This is a genomic window from Kaistia sp. MMO-174 (genome assembly GCF_037147815.1).
Taxonomy (GTDB): Bacteria; Pseudomonadota; Alphaproteobacteria; order Rhizobiales; family Kaistiaceae; genus Kaistia; species Kaistia nematophila.
Map to the genome: position 1 here is coordinate 696,415 of NZ_JBBCUO010000002.1, position 23,635 is coordinate 720,049.

The 23,635-nt window shown below is 66.0% G+C and carries 22 protein-coding genes; 12 read left to right on the top strand and 10 right to left on the bottom strand.

All coding sequences use genetic code 11. The features are described from left to right. Together WFK98_RS09225 and WFK98_RS09230 are read right to left on the bottom strand one after the other, a co-directional pair. Positions 1-2,682: a glycosyltransferase gene (locus WFK98_RS09225; protein ID WP_266337714.1), complete on the bottom strand. Its 2,682-nt coding sequence runs from the start codon at positions 2,680-2,682 to the stop codon at positions 1-3. Beyond that, positions 2,672-4,114, bottom strand: a complete 1,443-nt coding sequence (locus WFK98_RS09230; protein WP_442907404.1) for a DUF6212 domain-containing protein — start codon at positions 4,112-4,114, stop codon at positions 2,672-2,674. The genes WFK98_RS09225 and WFK98_RS09230 overlap by 11 nt, the downstream gene beginning before the upstream one ends. A 286-nt stretch (positions 4,115-4,400) precedes the next feature. Here WFK98_RS09230 and WFK98_RS09235 point away from each other — a divergent pair, with 286 nt between their 5' ends. After that, the gene (locus WFK98_RS09235) at positions 4,401-4,904 is read left to right on the top strand and encodes a GNAT family N-acetyltransferase (RefSeq protein ID WP_336800014.1); all 504 of its coding nucleotides are present in this window, start codon (positions 4,401-4,403) and stop codon (positions 4,902-4,904) included. Positions 4,905-4,912: 8 nt separating this feature from the next. Here the strand turns inward: WFK98_RS09235 and WFK98_RS09240 are convergent, their stop codons facing one another. Next, on the bottom strand, positions 4,913-5,158 hold the full coding sequence (locus tag WFK98_RS09240; protein ID WP_266337717.1) for a hypothetical protein: 246 nt from the start codon (positions 5,156-5,158) through the stop codon (positions 4,913-4,915). Between the two features lie 149 nt (positions 5,159-5,307). Between WFK98_RS09240 and WFK98_RS09245 the strand changes: the two genes are divergently transcribed. The 3 genes from WFK98_RS09245 to WFK98_RS09255 all read left to right on the top strand — a co-directional run bounded on the left by WFK98_RS09245 (position 5,308) and on the right by WFK98_RS09255 (position 7,252). Continuing rightward, positions 5,308-5,952 (top strand): DsbA family oxidoreductase, encoded by a 645-nt coding sequence (locus tag WFK98_RS09245; protein ID WP_336800015.1) that lies wholly within the window; start codon positions 5,308-5,310, stop codon positions 5,950-5,952. A gap of 28 nt (positions 5,953-5,980) precedes the next feature. Further along, positions 5,981-6,400 carry a VOC family protein gene (locus WFK98_RS09250; protein ID WP_336800016.1) on the top strand — a complete coding sequence of 140 codons (420 nt, stop codon included), beginning with the start codon at positions 5,981-5,983 and terminating at the stop codon, positions 6,398-6,400. A 123-nt stretch (positions 6,401-6,523) separates the two neighbouring features. Beyond that, positions 6,524-7,252 (top strand): YbhB/YbcL family Raf kinase inhibitor-like protein, encoded by a 729-nt coding sequence (locus tag WFK98_RS09255; RefSeq protein WP_266337720.1) that lies wholly within the window; start codon positions 6,524-6,526, stop codon positions 7,250-7,252. Between the two features lie 17 nt (positions 7,253-7,269). On the opposite strand, the gene WFK98_RS09260 is transcribed toward WFK98_RS09255, so the two are convergent. Both WFK98_RS09260 and WFK98_RS09265 read right to left on the bottom strand, forming a co-directional pair. Further along, positions 7,270-7,815 carry a putative glycolipid-binding domain-containing protein gene (locus WFK98_RS09260; RefSeq protein ID WP_336800017.1) on the bottom strand — a complete coding sequence of 182 codons (546 nt, stop codon included), beginning with the start codon at positions 7,813-7,815 and terminating at the stop codon, positions 7,270-7,272. Positions 7,816-7,855: 40 nt separating this feature from the next. After that, positions 7,856-9,328 (bottom strand): NAD-dependent succinate-semialdehyde dehydrogenase, encoded by a 1,473-nt coding sequence (locus WFK98_RS09265; protein WP_336800018.1) that lies wholly within the window; start codon positions 9,326-9,328, stop codon positions 7,856-7,858. A gap of 143 nt (positions 9,329-9,471) precedes the next feature. On the opposite strand from WFK98_RS09265, the gene WFK98_RS09270 reads away from it, so the two are divergent. The 5 genes from WFK98_RS09270 to WFK98_RS09290 all read left to right on the top strand — a co-directional run bounded on the left by WFK98_RS09270 (position 9,472) and on the right by WFK98_RS09290 (position 14,502). Next, a complete protein-coding gene (locus WFK98_RS09270) occupies positions 9,472-10,659 on the top strand; it encodes a serine hydrolase (protein ID WP_336800019.1) in 1,188 nt (395 codons plus the stop codon). Between the two features lie 4 nt (positions 10,660-10,663). Further along, positions 10,664-11,554, top strand: a complete 891-nt coding sequence (gene aguB / locus WFK98_RS09275; RefSeq protein WP_336800020.1) for an N-carbamoylputrescine amidase — start codon at positions 10,664-10,666, stop codon at positions 11,552-11,554. A 294-nt stretch (positions 11,555-11,848) separates the two neighbouring features. Then, positions 11,849-12,670: a transporter substrate-binding domain-containing protein gene (locus WFK98_RS09280; RefSeq protein ID WP_336800021.1), complete on the top strand. Its 822-nt coding sequence runs from the start codon at positions 11,849-11,851 to the stop codon at positions 12,668-12,670. Further along, the gene (locus tag WFK98_RS09285; RefSeq protein WP_266337726.1) at positions 12,660-13,538 is read left to right on the top strand and encodes an amino acid ABC transporter permease; all 879 of its coding nucleotides are present in this window, start codon (positions 12,660-12,662) and stop codon (positions 13,536-13,538) included. The genes WFK98_RS09280 and WFK98_RS09285 overlap by 11 nt, the downstream gene beginning before the upstream one ends. A 49-nt stretch (positions 13,539-13,587) precedes the next feature. Then, positions 13,588-14,502 carry a homocysteine S-methyltransferase family protein gene (locus WFK98_RS09290; RefSeq protein WP_336800022.1) on the top strand — a complete coding sequence of 305 codons (915 nt, stop codon included), beginning with the start codon at positions 13,588-13,590 and terminating at the stop codon, positions 14,500-14,502. 11 nt (positions 14,503-14,513) lie between these two features. Here WFK98_RS09290 and WFK98_RS09295 read toward each other — a convergent pair whose 3' ends face one another. Then, entirely contained in the window at positions 14,514-15,218 is a 705-nt protein-coding gene (locus WFK98_RS09295) for an HAD family hydrolase (protein WP_336800023.1), read from the bottom strand. Between the two features lie 103 nt (positions 15,219-15,321). On the opposite strand from WFK98_RS09295, the gene aguA reads away from it, so the two are divergent. Next, positions 15,322-16,425: an agmatine deiminase gene (gene aguA / locus WFK98_RS09300; protein ID WP_336800024.1), complete on the top strand. Its 1,104-nt coding sequence runs from the start codon at positions 15,322-15,324 to the stop codon at positions 16,423-16,425. An 85-nt stretch (positions 16,426-16,510) separates the two neighbouring features. On the opposite strand, the gene eno is transcribed toward aguA, so the two are convergent. Beyond that, on the bottom strand, positions 16,511-17,788 hold the full coding sequence (eno, locus tag WFK98_RS09305) for a phosphopyruvate hydratase (protein ID WP_336800025.1): 1,278 nt from the start codon (positions 17,786-17,788) through the stop codon (positions 16,511-16,513). A gap of 187 nt (positions 17,789-17,975) precedes the next feature. On the opposite strand from eno, the gene WFK98_RS09310 reads away from it, so the two are divergent. Both WFK98_RS09310 and queF read left to right on the top strand, forming a co-directional pair. Continuing rightward, positions 17,976-18,950 carry a hypothetical protein gene (locus WFK98_RS09310; protein WP_336800026.1) on the top strand — a complete coding sequence of 325 codons (975 nt, stop codon included), beginning with the start codon at positions 17,976-17,978 and terminating at the stop codon, positions 18,948-18,950. Positions 18,951-18,977: 27 nt separating this feature from the next. Next, positions 18,978-19,430 carry a preQ(1) synthase gene (gene queF, locus WFK98_RS09315; RefSeq protein WP_336800027.1) on the top strand — a complete coding sequence of 151 codons (453 nt, stop codon included), beginning with the start codon at positions 18,978-18,980 and terminating at the stop codon, positions 19,428-19,430. A gap of 15 nt (positions 19,431-19,445) precedes the next feature. Here the strand turns inward: queF and WFK98_RS09320 are convergent, their stop codons facing one another. The 3 genes from WFK98_RS09320 to WFK98_RS09330 all read right to left on the bottom strand — a co-directional run bounded on the left by WFK98_RS09320 (position 19,446) and on the right by WFK98_RS09330 (position 23,581). Then, complete coding sequence (locus tag WFK98_RS09320; protein WP_336800028.1) at positions 19,446-20,450, bottom strand: hypothetical protein; 1,005 nt, start codon at positions 20,448-20,450, stop codon at positions 19,446-19,448. 421 nt (positions 20,451-20,871) lie between these two features. Beyond that, complete coding sequence (gene kdsA / locus WFK98_RS09325) at positions 20,872-21,705, bottom strand: 3-deoxy-8-phosphooctulonate synthase (protein WP_336800029.1); 834 nt, start codon at positions 21,703-21,705, stop codon at positions 20,872-20,874. Positions 21,706-21,952: 247 nt separating this feature from the next. Continuing rightward, on the bottom strand, positions 21,953-23,581 hold the full coding sequence (locus tag WFK98_RS09330; protein ID WP_266337735.1) for a CTP synthase: 1,629 nt from the start codon (positions 23,579-23,581) through the stop codon (positions 21,953-21,955). Positions 23,582-23,635: the final 54 nt, after the last annotated feature.

Here is a 23,635-nt window from a genome sequence, read left to right on the forward strand (position 1 = left end):
TCAGGCGACGGCCGGAACGTCAATCTCGACGATGGGTTGATCGACCGGACGGCGCGGCGCACGCGCTTCGATCCGGGGGGTAGACGAAACGGTCCGGTCGCACCATTCGACGAACGGACCGAAGGAAGCCGCCCAGGAACGCCCGGAAGCGGTGAACAGGCCGCCTTCGCGCAGGCGGGCGAGGCGCGTGCGATCGCGCGCCAGAGATTCCACGGCGGCGGCGAGGTCGGCGACGATTTTCAGGTCCGCCTCGCCCTCGATGAGCAAGCCGTCGCGGCCGTTGGTGACGAGCTCGTCGACGGCGCCGACGGCGGTCGCCACCGGCACGCAGCCGACCAGTTGCGCCTCCGCGATCATCAGCGGTGCGCCTTCCCAGCGCGACGGCATGATAAGGATGTCACCCCAGGCGAGGATCGCCGCGATCTCGCGACCGCCGAAGATCGGCGGACGGACGGTGACGCCGAGTTCGCGCAGCTTGCCGGTCCATGAACTTGGCTGCTCGGCGAGGATCTCGCCACCGACCGCCAGCGCCTCGAACGGGATATTGCGCGAGCGCAGGTCCTGCAGCGCCGCATGGATGCGGTCGATACCCTTCTGCGGCTCGAAGCGACCCATGTAGAGGATACGGAGAGGCGCATCGGCGGGGCGCGCCAGCCGGCTTTCGACGATCTCGGTCAGGGCCTTCGGCTTGACCGAGATGCTCGGGGCGTTGGCGACCGCGAAGATCTTTTCCAGCGGCACGCCATAGCTGTGCAGGTAGACCTTGAGCTGCTCGGAGCAGGTCAGGAAGGCGTCGTAGCAATGCTCGTGCGCGATGGCGGCGAAGGGCTGGCCGGCCGGACGGCGCAGCGGCGTCTCGTCAACGACATGCAGGTAACATGCGGTGCGCGCGCCCTCCGAGCGCAGCCGCGCCATCAGCGGATGCACTGCCATGACGTGATTGTTAATGATCAGGTCAAAGCCCGAGAGCTGGCCCTTGAGCGCGTTCCAGTCGACGTCGTGATATTCGGCGATGAAGTCCTGGCCAAGAAAGCGGTTGGTGCCGCCCCAGGCAGGGATGCCGTTCTTCCAGAAATGGATGAAGTCGAACGAGTCATCGAACTCGTCGAGCACGTCCATGCGGGCATTGCCGAGCACGAACAGATGCGTTTCGAAGCCTTCGGCCTTGAGCTCGCGCGCTGCCGCGAAGGCGACCTTCTCGGCGCCGCCAAACGAGGCATTGGGCACCAGCAGCGCCAGGGTACGCTTGCTAGACTGCGCGTGACCGAGCGGCAGCACGGGCGAGCCCCCCACCTCGGTGCGAAGCTGCTTGTAGAGCTCCGACAGCGCCGGCAGCCGCGAGCCGCGCCAGGTCCAGCGCTTCGCCGCGACCGCCTGCAGCGGGCTGGTGGCGATCGTGTGGACGAGGTTGATCAGCGACTGCTCCGGCGTTGCGGAGGCGCGCTTCGGCGCCTCGGCCGGGAACGGGAAGCGTACCTTCACCACCGCTACCGTTGGCCAGACCTGGTCGGCCGCGATCGAACCGAGCCATTCGAGAGCGTTGTTGCGGATGGCATCGCGAACGATGGCGGAGGACATGAACACCAGGTCGGCGCGTCCCTTGCGGACATGGCCGGAAGGCTGGATCTCGATGTCGATGCCGCGCTCGGCGGCGACGTTGCGGATCTGCACGAAGCAGACATTCGCCGCCTCGGTCGCCCGCTCCAGATGCATGAGCAGGTTGGGCCAGAGCCGCGACTGCTTGAGAAGCTTCAACGTCTCGACGCTGCCGGCCGCCAGGAAGGGCGGGAAATGGAAATTGTCCGGCTCGGCGGCGCTGCCCCAGAAGGCGCGGATCGCCTCGTCGAAATCGAGCTTGGTCGGCTCCATCGTCGGATCGGTGAAGCAGGCGATGGTGCCGTCGCCCGTGCGCAGCATGGCATAGCGCGGGGCTTCCTCATGCTCGAAATCGACGAGCGTCGAACGGCGGAACAAAGTCTTGTGGCGGCGGCGCAGGAAGCTCAGGGAGGCGGCGCGGTCGCGGTTCGCTTCCTTGAACCGGCTTTCGGCCCTGAGGCGATATTCGAACGCCGTATCGTGGCACGGCACGCCGACGAAACCCGCCTCGATGCAGGACAGCCAGAACTCCCAATCCTCGAAGCCGTTCTGCCGATCGGCGTCGAAGCGCACGCCGGCATGGAATACGTCGATCGAGATCATCGAGCCGGTGTCGCAGATATTGTCGGAGACGCAGTGCGTCAGCCGCGAATAGCCGTCGCCGTAGTGGGCGCCCCAGCGCACCGAAAAGGTGTCGATGTTGGTGTAGACCCAGCCGCACTGCTCCGCCTTCAGGCGGGCATAGAGCGTCTCGATCGTGGTCGGCAGAACCCGGTTGTCGGCGTCGAGGAAGTAGACCGCCTTCGCATCCGGCAGGTTCTCGACGATGAAGTCGATCGCGCGGTTGCGCGCCCCGCCCGGGCCGGCGTTCGGCCCGAAGATGACGTGCAGCTCCGGACGCGTCGCCGCATAGAGGGTCAGCGCATCGAACACCTCGCGGCGGGGATCGCCATCGACGGAGACCACCACCTCGACGCGGCATTCGGTGGTCGAGGCGAACGCGGTTTCGAGAGCCTCGACGGCGAGCGCCGCGTGACCGTAGAGCGGCATCGCGATGACGACGAGATCCGCGGCCTCACTGCGCATGGGCAGCCTCCCCGCGCGCCTCGACGTCGAAATGACGGACCAGCCGGAAGTCGAACACCTTCAGCCAGGAGAAATCGACCGAGTCGCCCTTGGCGCGGCTCAGGATGACGAGGTTCATCATCCGCTGCGTCGGGCTGTCGAGCATGATGTTGATGCTGACCGGCTCGCCGGCCGAAACATCGCGCCAGCCGCTGAAATAGGCCGAGCGGCGCGCCGCCCCCTCGCGTTCGAGGACCGCGATCTCGGATCGCAGATTGGCGGCGCTCGGTGCCAGCAGGAAGCCGACGAAGGCTGGCTTGCCCTCGGCATGGTCGATGACCGCCCGCGCGGAGAAGCGAACCGTTCCCGGGGCCACGACATTCGCGACCGCGCCTGCCGAGATTCCCGCCGGCAACGGGTGGCAGACGATCGCATCCTCGTGCTCGAGGAAGCGGATGGTCTGGAAATCCGGCACGATCGGGCTGGCCGAAACGTCGGCGACGGCGCGCAATGCGTCGAGCGGCAGGCGATAGTCCTCGATCCGCCGCCCACCGATCAGCGCACTCGGCGCGATCGAGTTCGGCAGCGCCGTCGGGCGGACGCCCGGTACGCCGGAATAGATCTTGAGCGCCAGCGGCCGGTGATCGAGATCGCCATGCGGCGAGCGAGCGCGTGCGGCATAGCGGCGGCTGGCGATCGGATGCCCCAGCGACGGCGCCGGCGGCTCGGCGCCATTGGCCGAAATGCGCAGCCGCAACGTGCGGGGGCTGCCATCGCAGGCCTTCGGCAGCGAGAAGTAGTTCCAGTCCGCCGCGAGCGCCGAGAACGGCACTACCCACTCGGCGACGCCCTCGCCATTCTCGATATAGTCGAGCGTGACGATGACTTCGCCGCTGCCGGCGGCCTGATGGCGGAAATGCAGGGCAAAGCCGCTGACGCCGAAGCTGGAGACGGGGAACAATTGCTCGACCCACCCCTCGCGCATCAGCCTGCTGACGCCCTCGTCCTTCGGATCGACGAAGACGTCATGGGCGAAGATCTCGCTCGCCGCTTCCCAGTTGCGGGCGCGGAACGCATCTTCCAGCACGCGGAAATTCTCGAACAGCGTTTCTCGCTCGCGCCGCAGCATGACGAGTTCCGACGCCATGGTCTGGGCATAGCTCGAAATGCGGCCGAGGCCGGATTCGAGCACTGTCCGCACCAGCGAAGCGACGCCATCGACATCGCGGTCGATGCGAATGACCGGCGGAGCGGGAATGGTCGCCATCTTGGCGAGAGCCGCCGAGGCCACCTCGATCTCGGCCGCGCCGGCCGGCGACGCGACGACCGCGAGCACCGGATAGACGTCCCGCATCGTCCCGTCGCTGCGGAAGAGCTCGTCCGTGAAAGTGACGAGATGGACCAGCGGACCGGCGGCCAGTTCGGCCCGATCGCTGGCACCCGCCAGCACCATCCGCAGGGTAGCCTTGGCCTGCGTGGAGAAGGCCGGCTCGAACTGGCTCTTGATAGGTTTGTTCACGTCGCAGCGTCCGCTCATGCAGAGCAATCCGGTCGGAATCGTTCTAAATACGATCAGACAAGCTTGCTTGTTCTTCAGCTATAGAGATTAGTACCGGCTCATTTTGCGGCGCACAACCGTGATGTAAATAAATATTCAATTCTATTCTTGAGAAGTATTGTTTCAAAATTCGAATAGAATTTCATGCCTTTTCCGGGGCAAATGCCTGCACAATAGCGACATGACGATACGGGATGAGACGACCGGAGATCAGAAGGTGATCCGTGAGGTGATCGCGATCGCATTTTGCAGCGCAGCACACAGCAGTCAGCGCGAAGGCGATCTGGTCGATGCCTTGCGCGCCGCGGGGGCACTTGCGGTTTCGCTGGTGGCGGAGGAAGACGGAAAGGTAGTTGGCCACATCGCCTTCTCCCCGGTCACGATCAACGGGGTCAATGAAGGCTGGTACGGGCTGGGACCTGTCGCGGTGCTGCCTGCCCTGCAGGGGCGCGGCCTGGGCCGGGCCCTGATCGAAGCGGGACTGGAACGGATCCGATCCCTGGGTGCTGGCGGATGCGTGCTGCTCGGCGAGCCCGAATTCTACCAGCGGTTCGGCTTTCGCGCTGATCCGCGGTTGAAGCTCTCAGGCCCGCCGCCCGAATATTTCATGGCGCTCCCGCTGGCGACCGGCAGGGCAGCGCCAGAGGGCGAGGTCCGCTATCACACGGCCTTCGACGACGTCTGAGGATTCGACTACTGATGACGCGGCAGGCTGGCGCGCATGTCCTCGCGGGTCAGGACACCGGCGAGGATGGCGCCGAGCAGCGCACAGATCACCAGACCGAGACCGGCCCAGAAGATCACGAAATAGGCACACCCGCCATCGCTGCAGCCGACATTGACGATCCTCTGCAGCAACATGCCGATGCCCACACCGGTGCCGACCCCGACGATGCCGCCGAAGATCAGGCCGAAAAAGGCCGCGAATGCGATACGCATGGTTTTGTCCTGAAACTGGAATCAATTCGCCGGGAGGGATTAGCACCATTCCGGGGCCGTGCCTGTGTCCTCAGTCACGCAGTCTTGTTATAGCTGACGTTCATTTCCGATTGGTTGACGCGACCTTTACGCGCGACGGGAGTTTGTCCATGTCCGAGATCCAGATTGACGTCGTCACCGACATCGTCTGCCCCTGGTGCTTCATCGGAGTCGTCCGACTGCACAAGGTGTTGGCCGAAAACGGAATCACGGCGCGGGTGGTGCATCATCCCTTCTTCCTGGATCCGAGCGTGCCCCCGGAAGGCATCGACGTCGCGGAAAAGCTGCGCAAGCGATTCGGCGGCGACCCGTCCGCGATGTTCGCCCGGGTCGAGGCGGAAGCCCGCAAGAGCGGCATCGCCCTCGACCTTTCCAAGCAGCCACGCCAGCGCCCGACCGGCGCGGCGCACACGCTCATCCGCCACGCCCTCGAAAAGGGAACGCAGGATGCCCTGGCGACGGCCCTGTTCGAGGCGCATTTCATCCACGCCCTCAACGTCGCCGACCCGGACGTCCTCGCCGAGATCGCCGCGTCGCACGGTTTCTCCGTCGATGAAGCGCGTCAGATCGCCACCGACCCGTCCGAGTTGGAGATCACCCGCCAGGAAGCGGCCGCCGCGGCCGAGGGCGGCATCAGCGGCGTGCCCTTCTTCGTCTTCAACCGCCGGCTTGCGCTGTCGGGCTGCCAGCCGGAGGATGTGTTCGAGCAGGCGCTCGCCCAGGCGACCGGCGCGAGCGCCGCGGCCGACGCCTGAGCGAACCCGCCATACCGAAGAGGCTCGCATGGTCCGCACGTCCCACATCTTCCCCGTCCTGCGCTATCGCGATCCCAGGGCGGCGATCGCCTTCCTGGTCAAGGGCTTCGGCTTCGAGGTCTTCGCCCTGCACGAGGGAGCGGATGGCGAGGTGGTCCATGCCGAACTTCGTCTCGGCCAGAACCTGATCATGCTGGGCGGCTTCAGCCCGGAGCTCGTCGCCAGCGGCCGCACCGCAAGCGGCGGCACCGGCGCCGTCTATGTCTCGGTCCGCTTCGTCGACGGCCATCACGACATGGCCGTCGCCGCCGGCGCCAAGATCACCCGCCCGCTCGAAGACATGGAGTATGGTTCGCGGGAGTATTCCTGCCGCGATACCGAAGGCTATGAGTGGTCGTTCGGCACCTACGATCCGCTCGGCGTGGACGGCAAGGTGGCGGACGCCTGATCGGCGACGGAATTACTCCGTTCAAAAGACCCGGCGGGGCTCGTCGCCGGGGTAGCCGGCTCCTATTTCGAAGACATGACTGAATTTCGTGCCCTCCGGCCTGACAGGCAAAAGGAGATCAGCATGACTTCGTACACGCGACTGCCATCCGTCCTTTTTGCAGCAACCCTGGTGACAACCGGCCTCCCCTTGGCCCACGCGGTCAACCCGGTATTCCTGAAGGTAACGATCCACGATCTCGACGCCGACGGCGACCTGCCGGACGACGCGGCACTCTGTCTCCCGGCCGTCAACGGGCTGCCGGTACGGGGCCGCGACCGGAGCCCGGCCGTCGAATGGTCGAACGCACCGGCGGAGACCAGATCCTTTGTCCTGATCATGACCGATCCGGACGTTCCGCTCGACGTGACGCTGCTGCGCGGACCGCGCCCCATACCCGTCGAAGCGGCACGCGACACCCACTATCACTGGGTGCTCTACGACATACCGGCGACGACGACCTCCCTGCCGGCGGGCGCCGACGGCGACGGCTTCTCCCCGCACGGCAAGCCGGCGACCAGGACCCAATGGGGACAGCGCGGCGTCAACGCCAATACCTGGCTGATGGCCGGCAATCCCCGACTGAAGGGAACGTATGCCGGCTATGACGGCCCCTGCCCGCCGGAGAACGACCTGAAGCCGCATGGCTATACGATCACCATCTACGCGCTCGACATCGACCACCTGGCCGCCAAGCCGCTGATGGACGGACCGGATGTGCAGAAGGCGATCGAAGGACATGTACTGGCCAAGGGCGAAGCCGTCGGCCACTACAGCCTCAATCCGGCGCTGCGCAAGGCGGTCGCCGAGTAGGGCGCCTCCCGGCAGGCTCAGGGCACGCGGCGGAAGAGACCGGGATAGAGGGCGACGAGCCCGCCCTCCTCCGTCTCGATCTCGGCGCGGAAGGTGCCGTCGACCGCCTCATAGAGATAGCGGCGCCCGGCCTGCAAACAGGTGTAGCGCTGGCGGTCGAGGGTGATTTCCAGGTCCGGGAAGCGAACATAGACGGCGGTGATCTCCTGCGATTGTCCTTCCGCAAGATTCAGGCGCCGGATCGCCAGCATGTTGGTGACCGGGCTCGCCGAGAGATCGACGTCGCTGGCGCCGACCAGGGCCGGGACCCGCTTGCCGTCGCTGTTGCGCCAGAGGCCGTCGCCATCCGATTGCAGGGTGATCGACGGACCGCCGACCACGGCCACATGCGCTTCGGCGACACGTCCGTCCGGATGACAGGTCAGTTCATAGCGCGCGGCGAAACGCGCATCGCCGCCCGAGAGCAGGGCGCCCTCCGCCACTGCCCCTTTCGGCCGATCACTGAAGACCATGTGCTCCAGCCCCTCGCCGTCCCAGCTCTGCCAGCGAACCGCCTTCGACATATTGCCCTGCCTATCGCGCTATTCCGCGCCTTGGTTTGGCCTACCGGTCGATGCCGGCCACGAGAAGATACTTCTTCTCGACGAATTCATCGATGCCGTGATGCGAGCCCTCGCGGCCATTGCCGCTTTCCTTGACGCCGCCGAAGGGTGCCAGCTCGGTCGAGATCAGGCCGGAGTTGATGCCGACCATCCCGTATTCCAGCCCCTCGCCGACCCGGAAGATGCGGCCGATGTCGCGGGAATAGAAATAGGCGGCGAGGCCGAACTCGGTGTCGTTTGCGGCCCTGATGACCTCTTCTTCGGTCTCGAACTTGAACACCGGCGCGATCGGTCCGAACGTCTCCTCGCGCGAAAGCTGCATGTCGCGGGTCGCCCCGGTCAGCACGGTGGGCTCGAAGAACGAGCCGCCGAGCGCGTGCCGATGGCCGCCGAGCACGATCCTGGCGCCCTTCCCCGTCGCGTCCTTCAGGTGCTCCTCGACCTTGAGGATCGCCTTGTCGTTGATCAGCGGCCCCTGCGAGACGCCGGCCTCGACGCCGTTGCCGACCTTGAGCTTGTCGACGGCGGCCGTCAGCTTCTCGACGAAGGCGTCGTGGATGCCCGCCTGTGCATAGATGCGATTGGCGCAGACGCAGGTCTGGCCCATGTTGCGGAACTTCGACACCATCGCGCCCTCGACCGCCGCATCGAGATCGGCATCGTCGAAGACGATGAAGGGCGCGTTGCCGCCAAGCTCCAGCGCCATCTTCTTCACGGTGGTCGACGCCTGCCGCATCAGCAGCTTGCCGACCTCGGTCGAGCCGGTGAAGTTCACCAGCCGGATCGCCTGGTGGGAAGTCAGCACGCCACCGATTTCCGACGCGCTGCCGGTGACGACGTTGATGACGCCCGGCGGGATGCCGGCGCGATCGGCGAGCTCGGCCAGCGCCAGCGCCGTCAGCGGCGTCTCGCCAGCCGGCTTCAACACCACGGTGCAGCCGGCCGCCAATGCCGGCGCCACCTTGCGCGTGATCATCGCGGCAGGGAAATTCCACGGCGTGATCGCGGCAACGACGCCGGTCGGCTGGCGCAGCACGAGGATGCGCGCATCAGCGCGATGGCTCGGCAGCGTCTCGCCGGCGATGCGCTTCGCCTCCTCGGCGTAAAACTCGATGTAGGAATTGGCGTATTCGATCTCGCCCTTGGCCTCGGCGAGCGGCTTGCCCTGCTCCGAGGTCAGGATCATAGCCAGATCGTCCTGATGGGCCCGGATGCGCTCGAACCATTGTCGGATCAGCTTGGACCGCTCCTTGGCGGTCTTCGCGGCCCAGCTCTTGAACGCCACGGCGGCGGCATCGACGGCCTTCGTCGTCTCCTCGGCGCCGAAGCGCGGCACATGGCCGATCACGGCGCCGGTGGCGGGGTTGGTGACCTCGATCGACGGCTCGCCGATCCAAGCCCCATCGACATAGCACTGGTCCTTCACGAGCGTCGGATCGATCAGCTTCAAGGTCTTGACGGTCGACTTGTCCATGGTGCTACTCCCTTACGACGTTTTGCCAATGACCACGGCCGGCAACCGTTCCATCCGCGTTGCGACGATAGCGCGGCGGAGCCGGGACCGCCATGGAACTGTCGCCCCCGCGGGAAGGATGCGGGAGCGAGACGGAGGGGCCATTGCCTTCGATCCGATTTGCCGTGACGGCCGCCATGCTGACCGCCGTCCTGTTCACCGCGATGCCGGCGAGGGCTGAAGCCATGACTCCGGAAGCCACGCTGGAAGCCCTGATGAGCCCGGAAGGGTTGGGACCGGAGCATTTCGGCGCCGCCTTCCTGGCCGCGCTGCCGCTCCCGCAGCTCCAGCCCATCCTTGCCGGCATCCGCCAGGCGAACGGCCCGCTTGAGGACGTCGATCGCGTCAGCTCCAGCTTCCGCCTCCACTTCGCCGACGCAACCGTCCCGACAACGATCGCCCTCGACGGCGAAGGCCGGATCATCGGCCTGTGGTTCGGCCCGGCGGAGCCCCTCGGCTCGATCGAAAGCCTGGCGGCCGCAATCCAAGCCCTGCCCGGCTCGACGGCGCTCCTCGTCGTCAGCGACGGCAAGGACGTGATCGCGCAGGATGCCGACCGGCCGCTGGCCATCGGCTCCGCCGCGAAGCTTGCCGTCCTCGTGGCGCTACGCGACGCCGTCGCGGCCGGGCGCCTCGCCTGGGACCAGGTCGTACCGCTCGCCCCGTCATGGAGATCCCTGCCATCCGGCCAATTGCAGGACTGGCCGGACGGCACGCCGCTGACGATCGCGACCCTCGCCAATCTGATGATTTCGGTCAGCGACAACACCGCGACCGACGCCCTGATCCGCCTCGTCGGCCGGGAGGCGGTCGAGGCGGTCGCGCCCGCCAATACCCCGTTTCTCACGACGCGCGAGCTCTTCACGCTGAAGGCAAACGAGAACGCGCCATTGCGGACCGCATGGATCGAGGGCGACGCGGGTGCGCGACGCACCCTCCTGGCAGAGATCGCGGACAGGCCGCTGCCAAAAATCACCGACCTCAGCGCCGCCGCCACGCACGCGGTCGAGTGGTTCCTGTCGGCCCGCGAAATCTGCCGTCTGCTCGACGCCACCGCCGACCTCGGCAGCGTCGGCATCAATCCGGGCGTCGCCGAACGCGAGCGATGGAAATCCGTCGCCTACAAGGGCGGCTCGGAGCTGGGCGTCCTCAACCTCTCCACCCGCGTCGTCGGCCATGACGGCCGCGTTCATTGCGTCGTCGCAAGCTGGAACCATGATGCAGCGCTTGACGACCAAAGATTGATCGCGCCCTATCGAGGCATCCTCAATCGCCTTGCCGAGCGGGAGTAGAACGATGCGCCAAGTCACCGTCGCGGCCACGCAGATGGAGTGCGACTGGGATCGCGCCGGCAATGTCGCGCGGGCCGAACGACTGGTGCGGCAAGCGGCGGCCGATGGCGCCAACATCGTCCTGATCCAGGAATTGTTCGAGACGCCGTATTTCTGTCAGGACCAGTTCCACGATCATTTCAACCTGGCCCAGCCCTTCGAGGGCAATCCGCTGATCGCGCATTTCGCGGCGCTCGCGGCCGAACTCTCCGTCGTGCTGCCCGTCAGCTATTTCGAGCGCGCCGGCCAGACCGCCTATAACAGCATCGCCATCGTCGATGCCGACGGCAGCGTGCTCGGCAACTATCGCAAGAGCCATATTCCGGACGGGCCGGGCTACACCGAGAAGTTCTATTTCTCGCCCGGCGACACCGGCTTCCGGGTGTGGCCGACCCGCTTCGGCACCATCGGTGTCGGCATCTGCTGGGACCAGTGGTTCCCGGAGACGGCGCGCGCCATGGCGCTGGCCGGCGCCGAGATCCTTTTCTATCCGACGGCGATCGGCTCCGAGCCGCAGGATCCCTCGCTCGATTCCGCCGCCCACTGGCAGCGCGTGATGCAGGGACATGCCGGCGCAAATCTGATGCCGCTGGTCGCCTCCAACCGCATCGGGCTGGAGCGCGGCCTCAACGCCACCGAGATCACCTTCTACGGCTCGTCCTTCATTGCCGACCAGACCGGCGCCAAGCTGGTCGAGGCGGACAGGATCAGCGAAAGCGTGCTGACCGCGACCTTCGACCTCGACGCGATCGCGCATCAGCGCCGCTCCTGGGGCGTCTTCCGCGACCGGCGGCCGGAGCTCTATGGCGCCCTGACCACGCTGGACGGTCGCAATCCGCACGCCGCGCGCGGCTGAACCGACCGCGTCATCCGGCAGCGTACCTTCGCAGGACGGCATTTCGCTCGACCGCATCGAAATGGCATGGCGTTGCTTAACTTGCAGGCAGGGATGTTCAATATTTTGCAGAGAATATTGATGCCTGACCTGTCTCCCTCGGCTCGAAACAACGGATAGCTTCCTCCGTTCTTCTGGGTCGAAAGAAAAAGCCGGGGCCGCGCCAAGTGTACGGTCGCGGCTTCGTCGAGATTTGCTCCAGGCGCAGACTTAATAGATCCATGACCTTCGCGGTCACACCGGAGTTCCAACAGAATGAAGCTTCGTCCTGCGCTCGCCTTGGCGGCGACCCTTCTGCTTGCGCCCAATTTCGCCCAGGCCGGCGAGACGCTGGACCGGGTGTTGTCCATCAAGGTGCTCAACAACGTCGTCGTCGACGACTATCCGCCCTTCACCTTCATCGACAAGGACAACAAGCTCGCGGGCTTCGACATCGACGTCGCGCAGGCCGTCGCCGACAAGCTCGGCGTCAAGGCCGTCAACTCGGTGCCGGGCTGGGAGGTGATCACGGCCGGCCGCTGGGCGGGACGATGGGATATCTGCATCTGCTCGATCACGCCGACGACCGACCGCGCCACCGTGCTCGACTTCATCGTCCAGTACTACAGCTCGCCGGCGGTGCTCGTGGTCAACAAGGACGAGACATCCATCCATTCGATCGCCGACATTTCCGGCAAGCGCGTCGGCGTCGGCACCGGCTCGAGCTACGAGGCCTATCTCGACAAGACGATCCAGATCCCGGGCGAGAAGGCCATCGCCTTCCCGTTCGAGAATCCGGTGAAGGTGCCCTCGGACGAGACCGTCAACTTCCAGAACCTGGCGCTCGGCGCTGGCGTCCGGCTCGACGCCATCGTCGCCAACATCGCCACCGCCAAGGGGCATATCGATGCGGGCGCCCCGCTCAAGGTGGTCGGCCAGCCGCTGTTCGGCGAGCCGAACTGGATCGCGGTCGACAAGGGCGACGCCGAATGGAATGCCAAGATCGTCGAAATCATCGAGGGCCTGCGTGCCGACGGAACGCTGAAGGCGATCTCGGAGAAATGGCTCGGCACCGACATCACGCGCAATGACGTTTGAGCTCAGAAGCGAGTCGGTCCGGCTCGGCCGCGATCTCCGTCCAGTCGTGGCGGCGCGGCCGTCGCGGCTCTCGGAAGCGCGCCTGTTCGGCATCAAGGTCGGCCTGGTCTGGGCCGGCCTTTTCGCCGTGTTGCTGGTCGGTTTCGTTCAGTTCGGCCTCGACGGCGGCGCCATCGCCGAACGGCTTCCCTTCATGCTCGGCATCCGCCTGACCCCGACGGGCATGATCCAGGGCGCCGCGATGACCCTGTTCGTCACGGCGAGTTCGGTCGGCTTCGCGGCGTTTCTGGGTGTCGTGACAGCCATGGGGCGGATGTCGTCCAACCCGTTCTGCTTCGCCATCGCCACCTTCTACGGATCATTGTTTCGCGGCACGCCGCTGCTGATTCAAGTCCTGCTGATCTACCTGGCGCTGCCCCAGATCGGCATCATCCTCGGCCCCCTCACCTCCGGCATCCTGGCGTTGTCGCTCAACTATGGCGCCTATAATGCCGAGATCGTCCGCAGCGGCGTCCGCTCGGTTCCGGCCGGCCAGTGGGAGGCGGCGATGTCGCTCGGCCTGCCGCGCTGGCGGATCGCGTGGAAGGTCATCGCACCGCAGGCACTGCGCGTCATCATCCCCCCCGCCGGCACGCAGGTTGTGTCGATGCTGAAGGATTCTGCGCTGGTTTCGCTGATGGGCGTCTGGGAACTGAACTTCCTGGCGCAGTCCTACGGGCGCTCTACCTACAAATACATGGAAATGCTGACCACGGCGGCGGCCATCTACTGGGTGATGTCGATCATCCTCGAATTCTGCCAGGCCAAGCTCGAGCGGCGCTTCGGGCGCGGCTACCCCGGCGTACAGACAAACGCAAACCGGTCCTGAACAGCGCCCATGGCGGCCGCGGATCCAAGCACGACAAGGAAGATCCATCATGACGACGCATCCACACGTGACGCTGCTCGACGGCGGCATGGGCCGGCAGCTCGAGCGCATCGGCGCGCCATTCCGCTTGCCGGAATGGTCGGCGCTCGCCCTGATCGAGACGCCGCATCTGGTGCAGAAGGCGCATGAGCAGTTCATCGAGAGCGGCGCGGAGATCGTCACCACCAATACCTACGCGATCAAGCCGCACCAGATCGGCGCCGAGCGTTTCGAGGCGGATGGCCTGCGGCTCGCCGGCCTCGCCGGCCAGGTCGCGCGCGCGGCGGCGGATCAGGCCGGGCGCCCCGTCAAGGTCGCCGGATCGCTGCCGCCCGTATTCGAATCCTACCGGCCGGAGCTCTTCGACGCCGCCCGGGCGCCGGAAATCTTCCGGGTCCTGGTCGAGGGCCTCGCGCCGCATGTCGACCTCTGGCTGATCGAAACCCAGAGCTCCACCGTCGAGGCACTGGCGGCGATTGCCGCCGCGGCGCAACACCCGAAGCCAATCTGGGTCTCCTACACGTTGAAGGACGAGGCGGGCCGCACCGGGCCGCCGGAACTCCGCTCCGGCGAGACGGTCGCCACCGGCGTCGAAAAGGCGGTCGAGGCCGGCGCCGTCTCGATCCTGTTCAACTGCAGCCAGCCGGAGGTGATGGAAGCGGCGATCCGCGAGGCACGCGCCACCCTCGACGCGGCCGGACGCCCCGACGTGAGCATCGGCGTCTATGCCAATGCCTTCGCCGCCGAGGAAGAGAGCGACGAGCCCTATGCCGGCATCTCCGATATCCGCGCCGACATCACGCCGGCGCGCTATCTGGTCTGGGCCGAGCGCTGGATCGATGCCGGCGCCTCGATCGTCGGCGGCTGCTGCGGCATCGGCCCGGAGCACATCACCGAAATCCGCCAGCACTTCGACTCGAAGTGAGCGGAATCCGGCTAGTTCATCTTCTGAAGAAGATCAGACAACTTGCTGATATCGCTTATGATATAATCTGCCTCCGGCGCAAGCTGCTCGGCCGACATGAAGCCGCTCTCGACACCAATGGCGACCACACCGGCGGCGCGCGCGGCATGCAGATCGTGCAGCGTGTCGCCGATCATCGCCGCCTCGCCCGGCTGGAAGCCGAACTGATCCAGAAAGGCGCGGATCTGTCCGGCCTCGGGCTTGCGGCCATGACCTGAATCATAGCCGAAGATGGCGTCGAACCACGAGACAAGACCAAGCCGCTCGCATTGCGACCGCGCGCCGCGCTCGGAATCATTGGTGACGACGCCAAGCCGGTAGCCGGCCTGCTGCAGGGTCTCGAACACCGCCGCCGGCTCGCCGATCGGCGTCGCGGCGTCGAGCGTCGCGTCATGGAATAGGTCGCGCAGGATCTGCTCGAATGTCGCATCGCCGGGCCGACCCAGCGCTTCGGCCCAGAGCGGGATCAGCTCGCCGACAGAGCTGGCGATGAAGGGCGACGTCGGCAGCAGCACGCGCGCCTCGAGATCGTAGTGGACGATCTCGGCCAGCCGCTCCGCCAGCACCCCGTCGCCTTCGGCCAGCGTGTTGATGACCGAGCCCGTCGCGGCGTCCCAGGTCTTGGCGAAATCGAGAAAGGTCCCGTCCTTGTCGAACAGGAGCGCGCGCAGCTGCATGGCGTAATCCGTTGGAAGTCGTCGATGGCTTGCTCTAGCACGCTTGCCTTCGCCTGGCATTCCCGCTTCGATCACAGACCCCGACGATCAGCGAACGAGCACCATGTCCGCAACGCTCCAGAGCCTCCCCCGCGACGACGGTTTCCGCATGCCGGCCGAATGGGAGCCGCATGCCGGCACCTGGATGATCTGGCCCGAGCGGCCGGACAACTGGCGGCTGGGCGGCAAGCCGGCGCAACAGGCCTTCGCGGCGGTGGCGACCGCCATCGCCGAAGCGGAGCCGGTGACCATGCTGGTCTCGGCCGGCCAGTGGGAAAACGCGCGCCAGCGCCTGCCCGCCCATGTCCGGCTGGTCGAGGCCACGACCAACGACGCCTGGTGCCGCGATACCGGCCCGAGCTTCGTCGTCAGCGCCGACGGCCGCCTACGCGGCAATGACTGGCGCTTCAACGCCTGGGGCGGCTTCAATGGCGGCCTCTATTCGCCCTGGGACCAGGACGACCGCGCTGCCGCCAAGATCCTCGAAATCGAAGGCGCGCCGCGCTATCGCGCCCCCTTCGTCCTCGAGGGCGGCGCGATCCATGTCGATGGCGAGGGCACGCTGCTGACGACGCAGGAATGCCTGCTGAACCCCAATCGCAATCCCTATCTCGACCGCAGCGAGATCGAGGAGCATCTCGCCGCCCGCCTCGGCGTCAGCAAGACCATCTGGCTCGGTCCCGGCCTCTTCCACGACGAGACCGACGGCCATATCGACAACCTCGCATGCTTCGTCCGGCCCGGCGTCGTGGCGCTGACCTGGTGCGAGGATCCAGACGATCCGCAATACGCGATCTCGCACGACGCCCATGAGCGGCTTGCCGCCGCCACGGACGCGCAGGGGCGCAGGCTGCAGATCGTCAAGCTGCCGATGCCGGGACCGCTCCACATGACCGACGCGGAGGCTGCCGGTATAGACGTTTCCGAAGGCAGCGCCGAGCGGCGTGGCGGGGCGCGTCTCGCGGCATCCTACGCCAATTATTACATCGCCAACGGCCTGGTGGTGATGCCGTTGCTCGACCCGAAGACGGATCAGGCCGCGATGGAAATCATCGCCGCGCTGCATCCCGACCGCCGCATCGTCGGCATCGAAGCCCGCGAAATCCTGCTCGGCGGCGGCAACATCCACTGCATCACGCAGCAGCAGCCGGTCGGCCGGCCGGGCTGAGACGGCAAACAAAAGCTCCCGGCGCATGTCCTGCGCCGGGAGCCCGATAAATACGCCTGCGCATAGCGCGGGCGAGAAGAGTTCGTCAGCCCTTCAGGATGCTGCGGCCAGCATATTCGGCCTGCACGCCGAGCTGCTCCTCGATGCGGATCAGCTGGTTGTACTTGGCGGTCCGGTCCGAACGGGCCAGCGAGCCGGTCTTGATCTGGCCGCAGTTGGTGGCGACCGCGAGATCGGCAATGGTCGAATCCTCGGTCTCGCCCGAACGATGCGACATCACTGCGGTGTAGCCGGCGCGGTGCGCCATCGACACGGCGTCGAGCGTCTCGGTCAGCGAGCCGATCTGGTTGACCTTGACGAGGATCGAGTTGGCGGTGCCGGACTTGATGCCCTGCGACAGGCGCTTGGTGTTGGTGACGAAGAGGTCGTCACCGACGAGCTGCACCTTGTTGCCGATCTTGTCGGTCAGGCCCTTCCAGCCAGCCCAGTCGTCCTCGCTCATGCCGTCCTCGATCGAGATGATCGGGAACTTGGAGGCGAGATCGGCCAGGTAGTCGATCTGCTGCTCGATGGTGCGGACGACGCCCTCACCCTCATAGTTGTACTTGCCGTCCTTGAAGAACTCGGTCGCGGCGCAATCGAGGCCGAGATAGATGTCCTCACCGAGGCGGAAACCGGCCTTCTCGATCGACTTGGCGACGAAATCGAGCGCAGCCGTCGCCGAAGGCAGGTTCGGGGCGAAGCCGCCCTCGTCGCCGACATTGGTGTTGTGGCCAGCGTCCTTGAGCGCCTTCTTCAGCGTGTGGAACACTTCCGAGCCCCAACGGACGGCCTCGGCCAGCGTCGGCGCGCCGACCGGCAGAATCATGAATTCCTGGAAATCGATCGGATTGTCGGCATGGGCGCCGCCATTGATGATGTTCATCATCGGCACTGGCAGGACCTTGGCGTTGACGCCGCCGACATAGCGATAGAGCGGCTGGTCGGCAGCGGAGGCCGCCGCCTTGGCGAGCGCCAGCGAAACGCCGAGGATGGCGTTGGCGCCGAGGCGGGCCTTGTTCGGCGTGCCGTCGAGCTCGATCATCGTGCCGTCGATTATCGCCTGGTCTTCGGCTTCCATGCCGCCGATCGCGTCGAAGATCTCGCCGTTGACGGCCTCGACCGCCTTCAGCACGCCCTTGCCCTGATACTTGGACTTGTCGCCGTCGCGCAGCTCGACGGCCTCATGCGCGCCGGTCGAGGCGCCCGAGGGAACCGCGGCGCGGCCAAGCGAGCCATCCTCCAGCAAAACGTCGACTTCGACCGTCGGATTGCCACGGCTGTCGAGGATCTGGCGGGCAGTGATATCGATGATGGCGGTCATGCGGAAATCCTTGTTCTCGGACGGGACGCGAAGGTCTCGCAGCTTCTAGCCTGCCGCGCATGAAGGCGGAAGAGGAAGTGCGCGAAACTGTCGAGTTCCGATGCGGAAGTGCGCGGTCGAGCCGCGAAAGCGCGCGGACCGCGCAGTTTCGATTGCCTTCCGTCTCGCATCGGATGATGAAGACGGAATGACGACGCTTCTCATCACCGACGGCGACCAGACCGTCGACCTCCTCACCGCCGCCGGCAGCCGCGCCATCATCATGCCGTGGCGCGATGCGCTGCATGACGGTCCGATCCCGCCGCTCGATACGCTGGAAGCCGTCTCTGCCGTCCGGGCCGAGCATCTTGCCGAAGCGTTCAACTTCGATCCCGAGACGGTGGCCGCGACATTCGCCGAGCGAGACGCCGTCATGCGCCGCCATGCCGAATTCGACCGCGTCGAGCTCTGGTTCGAGCACGACCTCTACGATCAGCTGCAATTGCTGCAGATCCTCGATTTCTTCGCCAAGGAAGGGCGCACGCAGGGGATCGTCATCGTCCAGGCCGACAGCTTCTTCGCGATGGAGCGGCCCGATACGGTAATGCGCTTCGCGATCGACGGCGTGCGCGTCAACCAGGCGATGCTGGACATGGCGGCGACCGTCTGGAGCGAGCTGACGGCGCCAACGCCGGAGTTGATCGCCAAGCGGGCATTGCGGCCGATCAAGGGCTTCCCGTTTCTGCAGCAGGCGCTGGCGCGCTTCCTCGAGGAACTGCCGCAGCCGAAGACCGGCCTCAACCGCACCGAAATGCGCCTGCTCGATTCGCTCGGGCTCGAAGACATGTCGGCCGCAGCCCTGTTCCACCAGGCGCGAACAGCCGAGGAAGCTGCCTTCATGGGAACGTGGCCGTTCTACGCGGTGATCGATTCACTCGCCTTCTGCGACTTCCCGCTGATCGAAGGGCTGCACGCGCCTTATTCGCACGCCGATTCGGAAATACACGCCGAATATGTCACCGCGCCGCTGCGGCTGACCCTGGTCGGCGAGGACATCCTTTCCGGCGAGCAGGACCATATATCGACCAATGGCATCAGGCGCTGGTGGGGCGGCACGGAGATGAGCGGCTTCTCCGCCTGGCGCTTCAACCGCGACACGCGCGAGCTTCTGGCGCCCTGCTGACGCCAGGCCCGGTCTGGAGAGATGATGATGACCGAACAGGAACTGCAACTCGGCCGAAGCGTCGGCGCGGCGGCAACCCCGGAAAAAGCGGTCCTCGACCGCGTGCCCAATCCGCATCCGGACACGCTCTATGTCGCTCGCTTCACCGCGCCCGAATTCACCTCGCTCTGCCCGGTTACCGGCCAGCCCGATTTCGCGCACCTCGTCATCGACTACGTGCCGAAGGACTGGCTGGTCGAATCGAAGTCGCTGAAGCTCTATCTGCACGCCTTCCGCAATCACGGCGCCTTCCATGAAGGCTGCACGATCGACATCGCCAAGCGCCTCGTCGATCTGCTCGACCCGCACTGGCTGCGCATCGGCGGCTACTGGTATCCGCGCGGCGGCATCCCGATCGACGTCTTCTGGCAGAGCGGCCCGGTGCCGGCGAACATCTGGCTACCGGACCAGGGCGTCGCGCCCTATCGCGGCCGCGGCTGACGCGCGGCCGAGGCGTCAGATGCAGGCGCCGCCGTGGAGCGCCTCGTCGATCGCCGGGCTCGCGCCGCTCAGCGACACCGTGCCGGCAACCGAATCGCCGATCGAGATCTCGATCTCCTTGCCGGAGCGCAGCGTCTCGACATTCTCCGGCGCGAGGCGAATGCCCCATGTGTGGTTCGTCAGGGCCAGGAAGTCGCCGGCGAAGCCTTCATTGCGATCCGTCTTGACCTGGATCCGCTGGCGCTGGATGCCGTCCATGCTGCCGCGCTCGCCGATCTCCTGCCGGAGCGTGCCCGTATCGGTGCCATAGGCGACGCGGAACACGGTGAGTTCCGGCGTATCGCAATAGACCGACACCATCAGCGGCTTGTCGCGGTCCTGCGCGATCGCCATCATCTGCGGCCCGCTCGGCTTGTCCTCGTAGCCTGTCAGCCGCTCGGTCCGCCATTCCGAGGCGCCGTTCATGATCGAGACCTTGACGTCGGTCACGCGCGGAACGCCGGGTTGCGCAGGCATGGGCGCGAAAGCGGTGGTGTTGTCGGTCGGCGGACTGTCGGATCCGGGCGCCGGCTCGCTCGGCGCCGGACGATCCTCGGCGACCACGGGCGGCTGCGGTGCCGGCGCTCCGGCAAAGGGATCGGCCGGAGGCTCGCTGGCGGCAGGCGCCGGAGTCGGCTCGTTTGCGGCAGGCGGTGCGCTGGAACTGGTGCTCGATAGCAGGCTGCGCAGCGGTCCACCCGGCAAGGCGGCGATCACGACGCCGAGCGCAACCGCAGTCACGGCTGCGCCAATGCCGATCCGCTTCAGCCAGCGCGGCGAAGCGCCGTCGTCCTCGGCATCGGGCTCGACCAGTTCTTCGGGCGGTGCCGGAGCGACGGAAATGGAGACCTCATGGCTGAGGCTTGCAGCCGGGTGGCTGGCGGCCGCGCGGGGCGCCGAAGCCGGAGCCGGACGCGCCTCGGCCGGAGCTGGCTTCGCGGCAGCGGAACGGTCCGGAGCGGCCGGATTTGCCGGTGCCATTGATCTTGCCGGCGCGGTGGAACCGGACGACGGTGGCGGCGGCGCAGCCGCAGCAGCAGGAGGGACGACGCTCGCTGGAGCGGTCGACGGCGTCGGCGGTCGCTTGAGCGAGGGGCTACGCCGCTGCTGCTCTATGATAGCGATCGCGGCGCCGAGATCCCGCCGAAGCGCCTGATAGCGCTCCATGTCCATCTCGCCGCCCTCGGGCGTGCAAGTGGCTCGGATCGTGCGCTCGACCCTCTCATAGACGCGTCGACGCCCATCGGCGGACGGATCCGGAAGGTTGGAGATCGCCCGATCGAGAATGACTACGAGTTCGTTCGGGTCCATCGGGCTGGGCTCTTCCAGAGTGGGCGCAGGAGAACATCCTGCGTTCGTTTCACATCATCCCGCAAGTCGCTTCGAAACGACGGGGCGAGCCCTATCCCTTCGCAAGCCGGTCAAAGGCCATCAGGCGCTCCAGCAGCGCCGGCAGGTCGTCGATCTGGATCATGTTCGGGCCGTCGGACGGTGCGTTGTCCGGATCCTGGTGGGTCTCGATGAAAACGCCGGCGACACCGACCGCGACGGCGGCGCGCGCCAGAACCGAGACAAATTCGCGCTGGCCGCCCGAGGACGAGCCCTGCCCGCCCGGCTGCTGCACCGAATGGGTGGCATCAAAGACGACCGGCGCGCCCATGGCCGCCATGATCGGCAGCGAACGCATGTCGCTGACGAGCGTGTTGTAACCGAAGCTGGCACCGCGCTCGGTCAGGAGCACGTTCGGATTGCCGCTGTCGACCAGCTTGGCAAGGACATTCTTCATGTCCCAGGGCGCCAGAAACTGGCCCTTCTTGACGTTGATCACCCGGCCCGTCTCGGCCGCCGCGACGAGAAGGTCGGTCTGGCGGGACAGGAAGGCCGGGATCTGCAGGATGTCGACGACTTCGGCGACCACGGCGCACTGTTCGCGCTCATGGATATCGGTCAGCACGGGAACGTCGAATTCCTTCTTGATATCGGCGAAGATCGGCAGCGCCGCATCGAGGCCGGCGCCGCGCTTTCCGGAAATGCTGGTGCGATTCGCCTTGTCGAAAGACGACTTGTAGACGAAGCCAATACCGAGTCTGGTGGTCATCTCCTTGAGACGGCCGGCCATGTCGAAGGCATGCTGCCGGCTTTCCAGCTGGCAGGGGCCGGCGATCAGCGTCAGCGGCAAGTCATTGCCGAAGGTCGCCTTGCCGGCGGAGACATGCGAATTGGTTTCAGTCGTCATTCTTCACCGTGCCTGGAGGTCTGGCGTGCGCGGCCAGACCCTTACAACGTAAGCGTCGGCGATGCGACCCTTGATCCGCCAGCGTCGAGCGACCTTCGAGGACGCTTAGCCGGACAACGCGGGATCGCGACCTGCCAGGCGAGAAGACACGCCGAGATCGCGGCGGATCCAAGGCCATCGCACGGAAGCCGAACGGCAATTCTGAGGGGCGAAACGGGTCGCCGTCCCCGGCGACCCGGAATCGGCCTCAGACGAGGCGCGACTGTTCGATGGCCGCCGCAATGAACGAGGCGAACAGCGGATGCGGATCGAGCGGCCGCGACTTCAGCTCGGGATGATACTGAACGCCGATGAACCACGGGTGATCGCGCAGTTCGACCGTCTCCGGCAGCACGCCATCCGGCGACATGCCGGCGAAATGCATGCCGCAGGCCTCGAGCCGGTCCTTGTAGTCGATATTGACCTCGTAGCGGTGGCGATGCCGCTCGAACACGGTCGTGTCGCCATAGATGCCGGCAATCTTCGAACCGGGCTCGAAATGCGCCTCATAGGCGCCGAGGCGCATCGTACCGCCGAGATCGCCGGCCGAATGGCGCTTCTCGAGCATGTTGCCCTTGAGCCATTCGGTCATCAGGCCGACAACCGGCTCGTCGGTCGGGCCGAACTCGGTCGAGCTCGCCTTCTGGACGCCGGCCAGGCTCCGCGCCGCCTCGATGACGGCCATCTGCATGCCGAAGCAGATGCCGAAATAGGGCACGTTGCGACGACGGGCGAAACCGGCAGCCTTGATCTTGCCTTCCGAGCCGCGCTCGCCGAATCCGCCGGGCACCAGGATGCCGTTGACGCGCTCCAGATAAGGCGCGGGATCTTCCTTCTCGAAGATCTCGCTCTCGATCCAGTCGATGTTGACCTTGACCGTGTTGGCGATGCCGCCGTGCTGTAGCGCCTCGATCAGCGACTTGTAGGCGTCCTTGAGGCCCGTGTACTTGCCGACGACCGCGATCGTGACCTCACCCTCGGGATGGCGGATCTTGTTGGTCAACGCCTTCCACTTGTCGAGGACGGGCGGCTGCGCGTCGGTGATGCCGAACGCGGCCAGCACTTCGTCGTCGAGGCCTTCGGCATGGTAGCTCGTCGGCACGTCGTAGATGTGGGCGACGTCGAGCGCCTGGATGACGGCCGATTCGCGCACATTGCAGAACAGCGACAGCTTGCGGCGCTCTTCCTTGGGGATCGGGCGGTCGCTACGGCAGAGCAGGATGTCGGGCTGGATGCCGATCGAGCGGAGTTCCTTGACCGAGTGCTGCGTCGGCTTGGTCTTCAGCTCGCCCGCGCTCGGGATGTAGGGCATCAGCGTCAGGTGGATATAGACGACATTGCCGCGCGGTAGGTCGTTGCCGAGCTGCCGGATCGCCTCGAGGAACGGCATCGCCTCGATGTCGCCGACCGTGCCGCCGATCTCGCAGAGCACGAAGTCGACATCGTCGTTGCCGGAGAGCACGAACGACTTGATCGCGTCGGTGACGTGCGGAATCACCTGCACGGTGCCGCCGAGATAATCGCCACGGCGCTCCTTGGCGATGATCTCCTGGTAGATCTTGCCGGTGGTGACCGAATCGGCCTTCGAGGCCGGGCGCCCGGTGAAGCGCTCATAGTGGCCGAGGTCGAGATCCGTCTCGGCGCCGTCGTCGGTGACGAAGACTTCACCGTGCTGATACGGACTCATCGTGCCCGGATCGACGTTCAGGTAGGGATCGAGTTTCCTCAGGCGGACCTTGTATCCACGCGACTGGAGCATTGCTCCGAGCGCCGCGGACGCGATGCCCTTGCCAAGCGAGGAAACCACACCGCCGGTTATGAATACGTACCGCGCCATGGGCCTCTACCTCAGTTTCCGATCGAACGTTTCATACGACAAAGGCTAGCCGTC

Coding starts and splice junctions, on each gene's coding strand:
- WFK98_RS09225 (WP_266337714.1), bottom strand. CDS start 2,682: ATGCGCAGTGAGGCCGCGGATCTCGTCGTCATCGCGATGCCGCTCTAC.
- WFK98_RS09230 (WP_442907404.1), bottom strand. CDS start 4,114: ATGGTGCTGGCGGGTGCCAGCGATCGGGCCGAACTGGCCGCCGGTCCG.
- WFK98_RS09235 (WP_336800014.1), top strand. CDS start 4,401: ATGACGATACGGGATGAGACGACCGGAGATCAGAAGGTGATCCGTGAG.
- WFK98_RS09240 (WP_266337717.1), bottom strand. CDS start 5,158: ATGCGTATCGCATTCGCGGCCTTTTTCGGCCTGATCTTCGGCGGCATC.
- WFK98_RS09245 (WP_336800015.1), top strand. CDS start 5,308: ATGTCCGAGATCCAGATTGACGTCGTCACCGACATCGTCTGCCCCTGG.
- WFK98_RS09250 (WP_336800016.1), top strand. CDS start 5,981: ATGGTCCGCACGTCCCACATCTTCCCCGTCCTGCGCTATCGCGATCCC.
- WFK98_RS09255 (WP_266337720.1), top strand. CDS start 6,524: ATGACTTCGTACACGCGACTGCCATCCGTCCTTTTTGCAGCAACCCTG.
- WFK98_RS09260 (WP_336800017.1), bottom strand. CDS start 7,815: ATGTCGAAGGCGGTTCGCTGGCAGAGCTGGGACGGCGAGGGGCTGGAG.
- WFK98_RS09265 (WP_336800018.1), bottom strand. CDS start 9,328: ATGGACAAGTCGACCGTCAAGACCTTGAAGCTGATCGATCCGACGCTC.
- aguB (WP_336800020.1), top strand. CDS start 10,664: ATGCGCCAAGTCACCGTCGCGGCCACGCAGATGGAGTGCGACTGGGAT.
- WFK98_RS09280 (WP_336800021.1), top strand. CDS start 11,849: ATGAAGCTTCGTCCTGCGCTCGCCTTGGCGGCGACCCTTCTGCTTGCG.
- WFK98_RS09285 (WP_266337726.1), top strand. CDS start 12,660: ATGACGTTTGAGCTCAGAAGCGAGTCGGTCCGGCTCGGCCGCGATCTC.
- WFK98_RS09290 (WP_336800022.1), top strand. CDS start 13,588: ATGACGACGCATCCACACGTGACGCTGCTCGACGGCGGCATGGGCCGG.
- WFK98_RS09295 (WP_336800023.1), bottom strand. CDS start 15,218: ATGCAGCTGCGCGCGCTCCTGTTCGACAAGGACGGGACCTTTCTCGAT.
- aguA (WP_336800024.1), top strand. CDS start 15,322: ATGTCCGCAACGCTCCAGAGCCTCCCCCGCGACGACGGTTTCCGCATG.
- eno (WP_336800025.1), bottom strand. CDS start 17,788: ATGACCGCCATCATCGATATCACTGCCCGCCAGATCCTCGACAGCCGT.
- WFK98_RS09310 (WP_336800026.1), top strand. CDS start 17,976: ATGACGACGCTTCTCATCACCGACGGCGACCAGACCGTCGACCTCCTC.
- queF (WP_336800027.1), top strand. CDS start 18,978: ATGACCGAACAGGAACTGCAACTCGGCCGAAGCGTCGGCGCGGCGGCA.
- WFK98_RS09320 (WP_336800028.1), bottom strand. CDS start 20,450: ATGGCACCGGCAAATCCGGCCGCTCCGGACCGTTCCGCTGCCGCGAAG.
- kdsA (WP_336800029.1), bottom strand. CDS start 21,705: ATGACGACTGAAACCAATTCGCATGTCTCCGCCGGCAAGGCGACCTTC.
- WFK98_RS09330 (WP_266337735.1), bottom strand. CDS start 23,581: ATGGCGCGGTACGTATTCATAACCGGCGGTGTGGTTTCCTCGCTTGGC.